The following is a 15,656-nucleotide window of genomic DNA, read 5'->3' as shown; positions in this document are numbered from 1 at the left end:
CCTTTTTAATAATGCACTTACATTCGTTAACAACTCAAGCCAATGTTTATCTCAAATTGGTCTAAAAAAGTTCGTATTCCAATATAAATCTCTTCATACTATAATTTCAGTGGACAAAAAACATTCTACTTTTCTTACGACTCATCAATTAAAAAGGATGATAAATGGAAAAATTCTACCTGCTGAAAATTACACTTATCGAAGCTGAACCCAGCATATGGCGTCGTTTTGTTGTTCCATCCATTATTTCATTGGATCGATTACACGATGTGATACAAACTGTCATGGGCTGGAGTGACTACCACTTACATGAGTTTATTTTTGGTATCAAGCGCTTTACTGAAATGCCTGAAGAACCTGAAGACGTTAAAGAAGAAGGAAAAGTTAGGCTTAATTCATTAATCAAAAGAAAAGGCAATAAATTCATTTACATTTACGATTTCGGTGACTGTTGGGAACATGAAATTGTTCTTGAAAACAGTAATTATTCCCGTGACGAACTCCCTATGCCTATTTTCTGCCTTGATGGTCAACAAGCCTGTCCGCCGGAAGATTCCGGTGGTACATATGGCTATATTGATCTGCTCAATATTATCAACGATCCAAGCCATGAAGATTATCTGGAAATGTTTAAATGGATTAATGGCAAATCTGATGTTTCCCCCGATAAAATTTTTTCCCCAGAAAAATTCAATATGGAAGAAGTGAATAATAGACTGGCTTTATATTATCGTTGGTCAAGGGATCGTTATTTACCACTATTTGAATGACTATTATTTGAATGACTATTATTTGAATGACTATTCTGTTGGTCATGTATTTAATAAATTGAAAACAAGTATTTATAAAATACATGGCCCATTCTCCTGCTTATCCGCCCCGCCAATAGCCTCCTTTCTTCGCACCAACACGAATCAAACGACCAGCATCCTGTAATGTTTTAATATTTCGCTCTATTGTACGTCGCCTGATACCTAACTCATCGGTCAGTTGGGTTATGGTAATAACAGGGCGAGCAACACTAGCTGTTGACATCCTCCCCGCCCAAAGAGGCTGTCGCAAAAGCCTCTAAAGGACGGGGTCTTACGACGCATCGAATAAATATAGCTACTGAGTAATATCGTTGATAACAGCCTCGATCCTCGCCCTCGCTATACCGGTTACACGTTTAAAACCGAACATTCGTGCAATCTCTACCACCCGATCCTCTTCTTTGCTTAATGCAGCCAGTGGGCGTATTTCTTCATAAGCAATTTCACTCATGGAACGTATGTCATCTTCCGTTGCAGGTAAACGCACCTGATACCACTCTTCACTTTGTTTTTGTGATAGCCAAACAAAATCCCCATCGATTTTGTCTGCTTTGATAAAGTGATTACTTGCCACGATTTCTAAAATGCGATTGCGGATCTTTTGTCCTGCCCTGCCGAAACCATGTGCTCTGGCGATGCGTTGCACCAATAATGTATCTAATAACGGAGCTTCTTGTTCGAGAGCATGAACGATCAATTGACGCAATGTAGCGTTATATTCAGAGTGATAAAATTTATCTGGGTTAATACTGGAAACAAAGCCAGAAAAATCCGTTAATTTGTACTCTCTTATTTGATGTTCTATTTCTATTGGCTCTATATGGCGAACATGACTATTACGAACATTATCGCTGTTGTCTCTCTCAGCTGCATAGTTACGAGCTATTCTTTTCTCAGAGAAGATAAAATCATTTTGTGTTCCATTAATATCTGTAATAACACCTGCTTCTTTTATTTCTGTTTTCCCGGAGGATAAGGACTCTGGAATCTCCTCACCCTGTACAATGGCATCTTGCAAGAAGGTATTTTCGGTTGTATTTTCAGTGACTGTAGGTGTTGTTTTCACAGTGCTATCAGCTAAATAAATGCGTTCTGCTTGTGCTCTCGATTCTGCCAATAATGCTTCGATTGCGTTATGAAGGCGCTCAAGTGCCCCGTGTTTATCCACCCACCACTCTGTTGACCAAACGCGAACTAATTCCCATCCCAATCCTTTCAGGATCGCAGAGCGTACTTTATCTCGATCCCTTGCAGTTGCAGCACTGTGATAAGTTGCGCCATCGCATTCAACACCAACGAGATAGTCCCCAGACCGATCAGGATGCACGATACCCAAATCAATGCGGAAACGCGATACCCCTATTTGAGGGACAACATGCCATCCTTTCTGGCGCAATCCCTGTGCAACAGCTTCTTCAAATGGCGAATCATAACTACCTAAAGACCCCTTAATCGCTTGCGCCAATGCAATCGGCCCACGTTTGGCAAATTCAATAAAATGTTTGAGATCCCGTACTGCACGGGCATTGGTCCGGTTAAGATCGATCATAGATGAGTCAAATGAGGTAAAGAGCAACATTTCATGTCTGGCCCGCGTGATTGCTACATTGAGCCGACGCCAGCCGCCTTCTCTGTTCAGTGGACCAAAATTCATGGACATCGTGTTAGCTTCTGGCTCCGTCGGGCCATAGCCGATCCCCAGCATAATCACATCACGCTCATCCCCCTGTACTGTCTCCAAGTTTTTGACCACCACAGGTTCATGCAAATCATCTTGGAAATAAGGCTCAATTGCCGGATATTGTTGGCGAGCTTTATCCAGTAAATCAGAAATCAAACTTTGCTGTTCACTATTCAGTGTAATGATGCCAATCGACTGGCCTGTGTTAATAAACGCAGGATCCGTCAGGCGTTTGACGGTTTCTGCAACAATCGCTTCGGCTTCTTTTTGATTACGTTTATTTTTCCCTTTGGTATAAATACTATCAATTCTGTGCCACTTAACTGTACTCGGTGTTGTCTGGGCCGCAGGGAAAGTAATCAGATTGCTGTCGTAATAGCGGTGATTGGAAAATGCAATCAGGCTTTCATGGCGGCTGCGGTAATGCCAGCTTAGGCTATGGTTATATAATCCGGCTGCCAAGCATTCATCAAGAATGCTTTCCATATCCTGTTCCGTATCATCTTCTTGATCCGCCGTTCCCCTGTTAAAAAAGCTGGTTGGTGGCATTTGACGCGGGTCACCAGCTATCACTACCTGCTTGCCCCTTGCTATAGAGCCAACAGCATCCCACGGGGAGATCTGTGATGCTTCATCAAAAATGACCAAATCAAATAATTCCTGATTGGCAGGAAGGAATTGTGCAATTGAGAGTGGGCTCATCAACATGCAGGGAGACAATTTTGACATCGCATCCCCCATTTCCTGAGCCAATTGGCGAACTGGTTTATGTCGGCGGGATTTTTGCAGTTCATGTTTTAAGATCCCAAACCCACTCTGTTTACTCACTTCATTTTTAGCGGGGATCAATCCACATAATTTTGCCCTGATATACCGTACAGCGAGTTCTGATAAACGATCATCCTGCTTACGATAGGCTTCTATATCACTCATATGCTCTGCGGGGACAAAATTGTGCAGAAGCGGCTCGGCATCAATTATCCATGCAGCAAACCAGCGAGCGTAAGCTGTTTCGAAAATTTCAGTGAGTTGCCCCTCAGGTAATTCATTCTTAGGTAATCCATTCTTAGACAATGCATTTTTAGCCAGTGCTTCTGTCATCGGTTGTAAACCAATGGCATTCGCTTCTTCCCGTACTCGACACCAATCACACCAGGATTTCAATTCAGCCTTATGTTGGGTAATGTTTGCAGCAAGAGCCCTGATATGGGATAGATCTTGTTCATGTAGCTTAAGCTCACCAGACTGTTCACCAAGACGCTCTGCTGTATGTTGAAAATCAGTCATGGCTTGTTTCAAGTTCACTAAACGAATGGCTAGATTTCCATCTTGGTTCAATAATTCATTGGAATCAATAACCAAAGTCGCAATAGCAGTACGAAGTTGTGCAAAGTGTTGTGAGGATGTTGCGATTGTACTCATGGCAGCCCGAATTTGTTCAGACAAATCCACCATAGCCGCCATTTTTTTCAGGTCGCTGTTTTGAGCATTCCAACCCGGTATATCCTGTATTTCAGGCGTGCATCCTTCTATATCTGTCAGGCATTCCCGTAGCTTGCGCAATTTTGCCAAGTCACCCAAAACATTAGGATTACCCGATGCTCCACCTTGACTTGCCAGATCTCGACTTACTTTCTTTTTCGCCAGTGAACTCAAAAACCAGAATTTCTTTTCAGCTTTTTGCCAATCACGTTCGAACTGTTCAATATTAATGCGACGATAGCTCTCCACCGAATAAGCAATGGATAATGTCTGTTGTGTCTCGCGGTATACTTCCACCAGTGCGATGGCCTTCCTTGCCGTATTCACTTTCTCACTGATATTAGGAGCGAACATAAAACGGAGATCGCAGCCATATGCTGCCAGCAATAACTCTGTCAGTCGAATCAGCTGGTGCAAATGGTGGATAGATGTTTCATTGATATTGCCGTTAATCACAAGGCTTGTGGCTGTTAGTAATTCGTCCACTGCCACAATCAGTCGTCCCAGTGTATTGGGAAGATCACCAGCAGTCGCAACGATACTTTCCTGCCAACCATTCGACCAATCAATTCGCAAAATTGCATCAAACACGCCTGAAAGTTGTTTAGCTGATTGCGCATTCAAATCAAGGCGTCGAGCAACGTCCCTTAGCTGAGTCATGGCATTTTGATCGTGAAGCGTTCCTGCTGGCCACTGTAATTTTGGCGTTGCGTCATTGGCATCCCGAATAACTCTACCAATCGCCTGATGTACGGTTAAATCGTTGGGCCACTTCTTATGCAGAACGTCAACCGTATTGTTCAATTTTTCCCGCAAACGTTGAACGTGACGAGCCTCTTTTTCCCACTCTTCCTTTGACAAGACATCACGCGTATCCCACGCCCTTTCCAGTTGCTTCAAAAATTCGACTTTCGACGTTTTACTGGAATGCAATTCAATACAAAATTCACCAAGCCCTTTCTCTGCCAACCTGCGATAAACCACGTCCAACGCCGCTTTTTTCTCGGCAACAAACAAGACTCGCCGACCCAACGCCAAGTTATGGGCAATCATATTGGCAATGGTTTGTGATTTACCTGTGCCCGGAGGCCCATCCAGAACAAAATCCCGACCACTGGCAGAAGCAACAATAGCAGAGAGTTGTGATGAATCCGCTGGCAGAGGAATGAAAACGTCGCTCGCCTTAATGTTATTATCCAGCTCTTCTGCCTTAATAAATTCTCCCGACAACTCCAGTTTCGCTTTGTCTGTTTGCCGTTCAATCAAGTATTTCACTAATGAGTGCTGCATCAACTGCTCAGAGCGATCCGCCAAATCTTTCCACATTAAGTACTTGGAAAATGAAAATGTTCCTATAACCAGTTCTTTGGTAACTTCAAAACCCGATATATCACGAACCGCCCGGCGAACTGTGTTCCAAATCCCCTCGACATCAATGCCACTTCCATCCGTTGGCAATTCGCCTTCCAAATCAGGGATAGTCAATTGAAAATCATGGCGCAATAGTTCGAGCAACGTAAGATTAAAGCGTGGCTCCTCCTCAATGATGCGCATCGTGACACCAGATAGAACACTTTTACGCTCAAGGCGTATGGGAAGTAGTATCAGTGGTGCAGAGTATGTTTTGGGATCATCCACCGATTTCTTCCATTTCAAAAACCCTATCGCTAAAAACAGAGTATTTGCGCCCCCTTCGTCCAAATCATTGCGGGCCTTTCGGTAAAGATCGATCAAGGAAACTTCAAGTTTTATTTTTTCCAGCGCACCAACAACTTCACCACGCTTCAAAGCCCCTCTGGCATATTCTTCATAGAGATCTTCACTGTGTTGCTGTTGGTAAAGTTCAGCATCACGACCAGCCATTTCTAAATCAGGCATGGCAACAATGCGAATAGTTTTACCTTCTGCCAGTTTATCCTCCAACTCTGCGGGGTTAGGGCAAATCAACCTGACTCCCTTAGCATTTTCTGGTAAGTGAAGCAGTCGGTTTCGAGTGGTGAGATCCAACAGTTTTCTTTGCCAAACCGTTAGCTTATCAGCAACGCTATTGGGCAAATCCGTTTGAATATCTACATCAAATCCGGGTAAAACAGGGGCTTCTTCCAATGCATCGTTGATCACCTCCGCTTCAATATCTTGCGGCAAAGTTTCTGCTAAATTCTGTGTTGCTAAAGCAAGAGGACGGATTTTCTGCATGCGTGCCCGATGGATATCAACCGCCATGATGAATTCCTGTTCCGTCAGCTGACGCTTTGCCGTTTCAATGGCCTGACTAAAAGACGGAGCAGGAAATTTGGTTATCATTGTCGTTTCAAAAACCACCATTTCCTGCAAATCAATGCGTTTGCGGACAGAAGAAACGTCTTCTGTGATCAGCGTTGAAAATTCCTGTGGCTGTAACCAGAATCCAACAAATGCGTGGCCTTCAGTGAAAACCACCAGTGGATTCATTCCCATCTGTTCAATAGCCGCTGCAAAAAGCAAAGTACTATCAAGGCAGGTTGCAATTTTCCCATCCAAAATGGTTGATGGCGTGCGTATTTTTTGCCCTTGTGTATCAAAACTGGCGGGTGGCAACGCATAGCTAAGTTTCAGACCAGCAACCGCAGACCACAATGCCGAAACCAACTCCCAGCAACGCCGTCTGGATTGAGCGTTATAGCCATTAATACCGTCATTTTTTCCAGCCCTGCGCAATACATCTGAAGTTCCCTTCAACACCTTATCAATTGCCGCATCATTTGGCATGACAAAGGCAGCGATCAGCTCTGGCATGGTTCCACCACCCCATTGATTTTTTGCCAATAGCTCTATTGGATAATGACGGGTTTCGAGGACGTTTTCCCCCTCAGAGAGCATTAACGTAATATCCCCTTTAACGCTCTCTGAGAGAGAAAACAGATATTCCGCATTCAGTTTGATATCACGCTCTGTGATTTCAATGCTGGTGTCTGGAGATAATTGATCGATGTTCCATGTTTTGGGTTCTAGAAAAGACGGCGAAGATGTAAGCGAAAGGGTCAAATTTTTATAATCTTTTCCCTCTATGCTTTCTTCTTCGTTTTCCTCCGTTTCTTCGTTCTCCCTTATGTTCTCCCTTATATAGTTCACCCGTAACTCACGTAAAATAGGTACAGCATTTTGGTGGGAGACAAAACCAATTTTATTGGCGATACTTCCTTCTAACGTGATTTTCATTGATGGAATCTCCAGAGTATATGCGGCCTTGACATCCGCTCAGGGCGATTGGCAGATTAAAACACGTCTACCCAATGTCAATGTATAAGTTCTTTTAGGTTAGATACGATGATTCAGGTTAAAGTTATAGCTTGTTGATGTTTTGTTCGTTTCCGGCAATGTAACCGCGTTATTATTTGGAATGAACAGTCACGCAATTAATATGCCTAAACTGCTTACTATTGATAGGAATAACCCAACACAAAAACGATGAGATTTGAAAAATAAAGATGTGTCCATTTATCGCATCTTATTGAAATATATAATTATTATTTATAAACTAAAATTATAGACAATAATAAAACCCAATACAAATAATTATTATCACCATTTGCAATATAAACAATAAATTTCAACCAATTGAATAAAAAAAGCATAATGTCACGATAATAAGGATGAAATCGAGCCACTTCGCAATCCTGCTGAATAGTGAAAAAATCTGATACATTCCTGCGAGTATTCCTGCTAACCTAACGACAAAATCTTCCTAATCGAATCCACAGATGAATCACACAGATTATCAGTGATAAGATAGCGTTTTCGCCCAGGATGAGGTTCATTAGCGTTCCATCCTTAGCTGATTATATTTAGGTTTTGTCATTTAGATGGGTTGACTGAGCGTCGATGGCCCAACTGAGTCAACAGGAATAATAGAATTGAATCAAGTCAATATGAAAGAATCTCCAGCAAAGGATTTAGATAGCCATACTCCCATGATGCAGCAGTATCTGCGCCTGAAATCACAGCACCCGGATATCCTGCTACTTTATCGGATGGGAGATTTTTACGAGTTGTTCTTTGACGATGCCAAAAAGGCAGCGAAGTTACTGGATATCTCCCTGACCAAACGCGGACAATCGGCTGGTCAGCCTATTCCCATGGCAGGTGTTCCTTATCACGCAATCGAAAATTATCTGGCAAAACTGGTTCATCTCGGTGAATCTGCGGCCATTTGTGAACAAGTTGGCGATCCTGCAACCAGTAAAGGCCCTGTTGAACGTAAAGTTGTGCGTATTGTCACCCCCGGCACAGTCACTGATGAAGCTTTACTACAGGAGCGTCAGGATAATCTGCTGGCTGCTATCTGGCATGATAGCCAAGGTTTTGGTTACGCGACGCTGGATATCACTTCTGGCCGTTTCCGCGTCTCCGAAATGACCGATGAAGATACCATTGCCGCAGAATTGCAACGTACCCGCCCTGCGGAATTGCTCTATCCAGAAGCATTTGGTCATATGGCATTGATTGAACGTTGTCACGGCCTGCGTCGGCGCCCAATGTGGGAATTTGAGCTGGATACGGCAAGACAGCAACTTAATTTGCAATTTGACACCCGTGACCTGATTGGCTTCGGTGTGGAAAAGGCGACGCTTGCCCTGCGGGCAGCAGGCTGTTTGCTGCAATATGTTAAAGATACTCAACGCACTGCCCTGCCTCATATTCGTAGTCTTACGATGGAGTGTCAGCAGGAAACGGTCATTATGGATGCCGCCACCCGCCGTAATCTGGAATTGACGCAAAATTTATCCGGTGGCACTGAGAATACACTGGCTTCGGTACTCGATCAGTGTGTAACACCAATGGGCAGCCGTATGCTAAAACGCTGGCTGCATACGCCAATTCGCAATAAAGATGTGCTGGAAAATCGTCAGCAGGCCATTTCTGCATTACAGGAAATCGGTTATGAATTGCAGCCGTTTTTGCGTCAGGTTGGTGATTTAGAACGTGTACTTGGCCGTCTTGCTCTCCGTTCTGCCCGTCCCCGTGATTTGGCCAGAATGCGCCACGCTTTCCAGCAATTACCCGATATTCACCAGATCATGGCATCCTCTGATTCCCCTTATATTCAGGCGCTACAGCAGCGTGTGGGACATTTTGATGAATTGCAGGTACTGTTGGAGAATGCAGTTGTCGAAACGCCTCCTGTTTTGGTGCGTGACGGTGGTGTAATCGCCACAGGTTATAATGCCGAACTGGATGAGTGGCGGGCATTGGCCGATGGAGCCAGTGATTATCTGGATAAACTGGAGATCCGCGAACGCGAAAAACTTGGCATTGATACCCTGAAAGTGGGCTTCAATGGAGTGCATGGTTACTATATTCAGGTCAGTCGGGGACAAAGCCATTTAGTACCGATCCATTATGTCCGCCGTCAGACGCTGAAAAATGCAGAACGCTATATCATTCCTGAATTAAAAGAATATGAAGACAAGGTACTGACTTCCAAAGGTAAAGCACTTGCCATTGAAAAGGCCTTGTACGAAGAGTTGTTCGATTTGTTGTTGCCTCATCTGGCCGATTTACAGACCTGTTCCGAGGCGCTGTCAGAGCTGGATGTACTGGCAAACCTTGCCGAACGTGCTGAAACCCTGAATTACACCTGCCCGATACTGACGGATAAAATCGGTATCCAGATCATTAACGGTAGACATCCGGTTGTCGAACAAGTATTGAGCGAACCGTTTATTGCTAACCCATTGGCACTCTCATCACAGCGCCGTTTGCTGATTATTACAGGGCCGAATATGGGCGGGAAAAGTACCTATATGCGTCAGACAGCTTTGATTACGTTGCTGGCCTATATTGGAAGCTTTGTTCCTGCCGAAAAAGCGGTTATTGGCCCTGTAGATCGCATCTTCACTCGTGTCGGGGCATCTGATGATCTGGCATCAGGACGTTCTACCTTTATGGTGGAAATGACCGAAACTGCCAATATTTTGCATAACGCGACGGAATACAGTTTGGTTTTGATGGATGAAATCGGGCGTGGTACATCAACTTATGATGGTTTATCCCTTGCTTGGGCTTGTGCTGAAAATTTAGCTAACCGCATCAAGGCGATGACACTGTTTGCTACTCACTATTTCGAACTGACAACACTGCCTGAAAAGCTGGAAGGTGTCGTCAATATTCATCTTGATGCTGTCGAACATGGCGATACCATTGCTTTCATGCACAATGTGCAGGAAGGAGCAGCAAGCAAGAGTTATGGACTCGCTGTTGCCTCACTAGCTGGTGTTCCGCGCGATGTGATTAAACGCGCCCGTCAAAAGTTGAAAGAGCTAGAATCGCTCTCCAATAACGCGACGGCAGGCCATGTCGATACACCACAATTAACCTTGCTGACAGAAGAAACCTCTCCAGCCGTTGAAGCATTGGAAAACCTTAATCCAGATACCTTGACACCACGTCAAGCATTGGAATGGATTTATCGTCTGAAAGATATGGTTTAACAATGAATGGAATAGCAATGGATGAAACAACGATGAATGTAACAACGGTGAATGTAACAACGGTGAATGTAACAACAATAAAGTTTGATACTAATCTGTTAGCACCCATTTATCAGTTTTTACAATGCGAAACTCCTGACCAATGGGTTGAAAAGGCTCGGCAACCTGAAAACTTGCCGATTTTGTTGCGCGATCATCTGATGTGTGAATTGAAAGCGGCACAAAGTGCCATGTTCTTAATTCGTAAATATGCTGTTGATCCTGAGAGTGCGGATACGCTGTTGGCTTGGTTTCAGCCCTATGAGGATTTTGCCTATAAAAAAATTGGCGATATCCATTCATTGAAAGGAAAAAACCAAGCCACCAAGCAAATTATTGCCCGGGCAAAATCACCTTATAGTCAGGATCTCATTGATAAGATGGTGTTATTGATTAAAGAAGAGTTGCATCATTTTTATCAGGTATTGGAAATCATGGATGCCAGAGGGATAAGCTACGACAATATCAGTGCCAGCCGCTATGCTAAATCTCTATTTCAGCATATTACCAATCATGAACCTTATACATTGGTCGATAAATTGATTATCGGTGCCTATATTGAAGCACGTTCATGTGAACGTTTCGCAAAATTAGCTCCCCATCTGGATGAGGATTTAGGTAAGTTTTATATTTCCCTTCTTCGTTCAGAAGCTCGCCATTATCAAGATTATCTGACACTGGCTCAATCGATATCCAAAGAAGATATTACAGCAAGGGTAAATTATTTTGGTCAGATTGAAGCGGAACTTATTCAAACGACCGATCATGATTTCAAATTTCATAGTGGTATTCCCATTATCTGAAATTAATCAATAAAACCCTCAGTGATAATGGAAATATAAATAATTGAATAAAAGGTGGGCTTATTTAGCCCACCTTAGGATTACAACCTAATATACTTTATCTTTCTAATTGTTGCTTCGTGAATTACTTTCACCCATTCCTATCATCCAGTTATCACTGTTTCTGGAAATACGTTTATTTTCCACTACGCTGCAATTTGAACTTGCTCAGATATAAAGAATTAAGTATGGAATAGTGATTCCATATTCAAACCTTGGGTATGCAATATATCTCTAAGACGACGCAATCCCTCAACTTGAATTTGACGAACTCTCTCCCTTGTTAATCCAATTTCTCGCCCAACATCTTCTAATGTTTCTGCTTCATATCCAAGCAAACCAAAACGACGGGCTAGTACTTCGCGCTGTTTTGCATTCAGTTCAAACAACCATTTCACAATGCTTTGTTTCATATCATCATCTTGAATGGTTGTTTCTGGCCCTGAATTATTTTCATCAGATAAAGTATCCAATAATGCTTTATCTGAATCACCACTAATTGGTGTATCGACAGAGGTAATACGTTCGTTAAGCCGCATCATACGACTCACGTCTTCAACGGGTTTATCCAGTTTATCCGCAATTTCTTCGATACTGGGTTCATGATCCAATTTGTGTGCCAGTTCTCTTGCAGTACGTAAATAGACATTCAACTCTTTGACTATGTGAATAGGCAGACGAATTGTGCGAGTTTGATTCATGATGGCACGTTCAATTGTTTGACGAATCCACCATGTTGCATAAGTAGAAAAACGAAAACCTCTTTCAGGATCAAATTTTTCCACCGCACGAATAAGCCCAAGGTTACCTTCTTCAATCAGATCTAGCAGTGCCAATCCACGATTGCTGTAACGGCGGGATATTTTTACAACCAACCGCAAGTTACTTTCAATCATACGTTGGCGGGCAGCAATATCTCCCCGCAATGCCCGTCTGGCGAAAAAAACCTCTTCCTCTGCTGTTAGCTGAGGTGAGAAACCAATCTCTCCTAGATAAAGCTGTGTCGCATCAAGAACCCGCTGGTTCACCCCTTGCAACAAATCCAAATCTTCATCAAGATCAGTTACATCACTCTCATTTTTCAGCGACACTTCATCAAAGTCATCAGCTTCCATGCTACTTTCGTCTAAGTCCGCATCATCATACAACTCATTAACTTCAAGGCTCATCAGCTGCTCCTACCCATGATAATGCGGGCAGGAGTTTCAGATCCTGCCCCGGTTTATCGCTGCGGAAGATAACGCAGCGGGTTTACGGATTTTCCCTTATAGCGAATTTCAAAATGCAATCTTACTGAACTTGTTCCGGAACTACCCATAGCGGCAATTTTTTGCCCCGCTTGAACATCCTGCTGCTCACGAACCAACATTGTGTCGTTGTGCGCATAGGCGCTTAGATAGTCGTCGTTGTGTTTTATAATTATTAGATTTCCATATCCACGTAATGCATTTCCGGCATAAACCACTTTCCCTCTGGCTGTTGCAAATACGGGTTGACCACGACTCCCCGCAATATCAATGCCTTTATTCCCTCCCTGAGAATCAGAGAAACCTTCAAGAATTTTTCCTTCTGCCGGCCATCTCCAACTATTAATGGCACTAATATCATTAATAGCGCTATTTATCTCCGTATCTGTTGCTGTAGATACTTTTGAAGCGGCACTGTCTCTAACAGAAATAGTTGCTCTTGGCAACATTTTTTCTGACCTTGGTCTATCAATATTTGCAGGATACGCATTAATTTTTTGAAAATCAACCTGCTTAATTTCAGATTGAGTACTATTTGATGCTATTAATACACCATTTTTGGAGGTTGCGTTACCTATTCTTAGGACCTGACCAACATTTAAGCTATAAGGCTCCAAGATACTATTTTTGTGAGCAATATCACGAAAATCATCACCTGTAATCCAAGCTATGTAGAATAAGGTATCTCCGTGTTTAACCGTGTAGGTATTCCCGTTGTAGCTTCCTTTGGGGATATTTCCGTAGTTACGGTTATAAACAATTTTCCCTTGAGACGAACGACTATTAGCAGCATCATTCACTAGCTGACGGTTTCTGGCAGCATGATTATCTGATGCGCGATTTGTTAATATTGGAGGAGCAGAAGATGGCATTGGTGTCGAAATTGATGACGGTCTAGAGAATAATTCTCCGTTTTTCTCCTTATTATCGATATTCACTATCGGGGCAGGACGATTTGGTGTATTGCTACAACCTACCAGTACAACGCCCATAACAGTACTGGTGATTATCCACTTTATTTTTTTCACTGGGTTTTCTATATTCATACCTTATTCCCCTATAAAGGCAAATATAAATGCAAATAATGATGATTTATAAAGAAATTTAGAATCACAAAAGATTTTAAGCGAAACATTTTGCTTAATTTCAGAAAAAAGAACAGCTAATTTGAAATTGAATCTCAAATAAGTTAGCTGATTATGCTAGCTCGCCTTGAATTAGGGGTACAAAACGGACGGGTTCGATAACGTCGCCATGAAAATCATTCCCATAACGATGTACCACTTTCAGTGACTGAGTACGCTCACCGACAGGCAAAACCATCACGCCTCCATCGGCAAGCTGATGGAGCAACGCCTGTGGAATTTCTGGTGGCGCAGCGGTGACAATTATAGCGTCAAAAGGGCCTTTTGATGGCCATCCATCCCAACCATCACCGTGGCGGGTTGAGATATTGTGGAGGTCAAGCTGCTTTAGTCTGCGCTTAGCTTGCCACTGCAACCCTTTAATCCGCTCCACGGAGAAAATGTGTCTGGCCAGATGGGCAAGTATTGCTGTTTGATAACCTGATCCTGTTCCAATTTCCAATACATTGGATTCAGGGGTTAAATTCAGCAACTCTGTCATGCGAGCAACAATATAAGGTTGGGATATGGTTTGCCCATGACCAATGGGTAGTGCGGTATTTTCATATGCTTTATGAGCAAGGGCTTCATCTACAAAACATTCCCGAGGTACTTTAGCAATAACCTCCAACAAGTGCTCATTATGAATTCCTTGCTGACGCAATTGCGCCAGCAGATTTTTCATTGACCGGTTTAACATTCCCCAATATCCCCGACTTTTGCTAACCAATCACTTATCAGCTCCTGGGCTTTATAAGCCGTTAAGTCTATCTGCAAAGGAGTAATGGAAACAAACCCTTCTTCTACTGCCGCAAAATCCGTTTCAGGTCCAAAATCACTCTTTTCTCCCGGAGGGCCTATCCAATAGAGCATATTGCCTTTGGGATCTTCCAAGGTATAGACTTGCTCAGCTGCACTGCGGCTACCACATCGGGTCACCCGAAACCCTTTGATTTGTTCAATGGGAATATCAGGCACATTAATATTCAGAATATTGCCCGCCCTCAATGGCGTTTTTTGCAGCAAAGTTAATAAACGCACTGTCACTTCTGCCGCTGTTTCATAATGTTTATCGCCATTGAGCGATATCGCCAGTGCAGGTAACCCTAAGTGGCGCCCTTCCATAGCAGCCGCAACCGTACCAGAATAAATCACGTCATCACCGAGGTTAGGGCCACAGTTGATGCCTGAAACGACAATGTCAGGACGAGGATGAACCAGATTATTCACGCCCAAATAGACACAATCTGTCGGTGTACCTCCCTGAACGGAAATATCACCATTTTTTAGTGTGTTGGTACGCAAGGGGCGATCCAGTGTTAAGGCGTTCGACGCACCACTACGGTTACGGTCAGGTGCAACTACCTGAACATGATAGTGTTTCCGTAATGTAGCCGCTAAGGTTTGAATACCCGGCGCGGTGACACCATCATCGTTACTCAGCAATATCCGCAGCATTGGCATATCTCATTGATTTTATTGGTCATGATATGAGTGATAGATTAATTTTGTCCGGTATGTTGTCCTATTTATCCGAAGTGACTAATATTAGGACAATATTACAGCAGGCAATCTTAGCATGGCACTATATGTTTTGTGGAGCGCTTTACATTCGCCTTCTATATATAGATACAACCCCTCTCGGTTACAAATACAACAAGGTTGACAAGGCAGGGTAATAATGTAAAACCAGTTGACACAAAAATACTACTTCTGCCCCAAATTCCACACCGAATCCTCCGGCATCTGGACGCGGACGTCTAAGCGGGTGAGTAAGGGGCGCTAGGCCCCTGTCATCACTTCGGCTGTTCCGGCCAGTTAATATCCGGTGCAATAGAACAATCCACTCGGTTGAGTAATACCCGGTATTTACGCCATGCGGTGAGTACGGATTTCTCTGTGTCGGTGGCGATACCTAAATCGGCGGCGTCCTGCAATGGCGCGATTCTATCTCTGGCC

At 43.3% G+C, this 15,656-nt stretch carries 10 protein-coding genes; 3 read left to right on the top strand and 7 right to left on the bottom strand.

Annotation, left to right across the window (positions count from 1 at the left end; genetic code table 11):
- The first annotated feature begins 164 nt into the window (after positions 1–164).
- Complete coding sequence (locus PSI23_RS16635) at positions 165–770, top strand: plasmid pRiA4b ORF-3 family protein (RefSeq protein WP_273556134.1); 606 nt, start codon at positions 165–167, stop codon at positions 768–770.
- Positions 771–870: 100 nt separating this feature from the next.
- Here PSI23_RS16635 and PSI23_RS16630 read toward each other — a convergent pair whose 3' ends face one another.
- Positions 871–1,035, bottom strand: coding sequence for an HTH domain-containing protein (locus tag PSI23_RS16630; RefSeq protein WP_273556133.1), 165 nt, complete (start codon positions 1,033–1,035; stop codon positions 871–873).
- Between the two features lie 72 nt (positions 1,036–1,107).
- Positions 1,108–7,173 carry an anti-phage protein ProA gene (gene proA, locus PSI23_RS16625; protein ID WP_273556132.1) on the bottom strand — a complete coding sequence of 2,022 codons (6,066 nt, stop codon included), beginning with the start codon at positions 7,171–7,173 and terminating at the stop codon, positions 1,108–1,110.
- A gap of 710 nt (positions 7,174–7,883) precedes the next feature.
- On the opposite strand from proA, the gene mutS reads away from it, so the two are divergent.
- On the top strand, positions 7,884–10,445 hold the full coding sequence (gene mutS / locus PSI23_RS16620) for a DNA mismatch repair protein MutS (protein ID WP_273556149.1): 2,562 nt from the start codon (positions 7,884–7,886) through the stop codon (positions 10,443–10,445).
- A 32-nt stretch (positions 10,446–10,477) separates the two neighbouring features.
- On the top strand, positions 10,478–11,287 hold the full coding sequence (miaE, locus tag PSI23_RS16615; RefSeq protein ID WP_273556148.1) for a tRNA isopentenyl-2-thiomethyl-A-37 hydroxylase MiaE: 810 nt from the start codon (positions 10,478–10,480) through the stop codon (positions 11,285–11,287).
- A gap of 221 nt (positions 11,288–11,508) precedes the next feature.
- Here the strand turns inward: miaE and rpoS are convergent, their stop codons facing one another.
- The 5 genes from rpoS to PSI23_RS16590 form a co-directional block, all read right to left on the bottom strand.
- Entirely contained in the window at positions 11,509–12,495 is a 987-nt protein-coding gene (rpoS, locus tag PSI23_RS16610) for an RNA polymerase sigma factor RpoS (RefSeq protein ID WP_273556131.1), read from the bottom strand.
- Positions 12,496–12,548: 53 nt separating this feature from the next.
- The gene (gene nlpD / locus PSI23_RS16605; RefSeq protein ID WP_273556130.1) at positions 12,549–13,619 is read right to left on the bottom strand and encodes a murein hydrolase activator NlpD; all 1,071 of its coding nucleotides are present in this window, start codon (positions 13,617–13,619) and stop codon (positions 12,549–12,551) included.
- A 151-nt stretch (positions 13,620–13,770) separates the two neighbouring features.
- On the bottom strand, positions 13,771–14,397 hold the full coding sequence (locus PSI23_RS16600; RefSeq protein ID WP_273556129.1) for a protein-L-isoaspartate(D-aspartate) O-methyltransferase: 627 nt from the start codon (positions 14,395–14,397) through the stop codon (positions 13,771–13,773).
- The gene (surE, locus tag PSI23_RS16595) at positions 14,391–15,155 is read right to left on the bottom strand and encodes a 5'/3'-nucleotidase SurE (protein ID WP_273556128.1); all 765 of its coding nucleotides are present in this window, start codon (positions 15,153–15,155) and stop codon (positions 14,391–14,393) included. Before surE ends, PSI23_RS16600 begins: the two co-directional genes overlap by 7 nt.
- Before the next feature lie 338 nt (positions 15,156–15,493).
- Positions 15,494–15,656, bottom strand: a 163-nt coding sequence (locus tag PSI23_RS16590) for a tail fiber assembly protein (RefSeq protein WP_273556147.1), incomplete at its 5' end; no start/stop codon positions are given.

Origin of the sequence: Xenorhabdus yunnanensis, assembly GCF_028598805.1 — a bacterium.
In the GTDB taxonomy this organism is placed as follows: Bacteria; Pseudomonadota; Gammaproteobacteria; order Enterobacterales; family Enterobacteriaceae; genus Xenorhabdus; species Xenorhabdus yunnanensis.
This window is presented reverse-complemented; position numbering and strand designations above follow the sequence as displayed.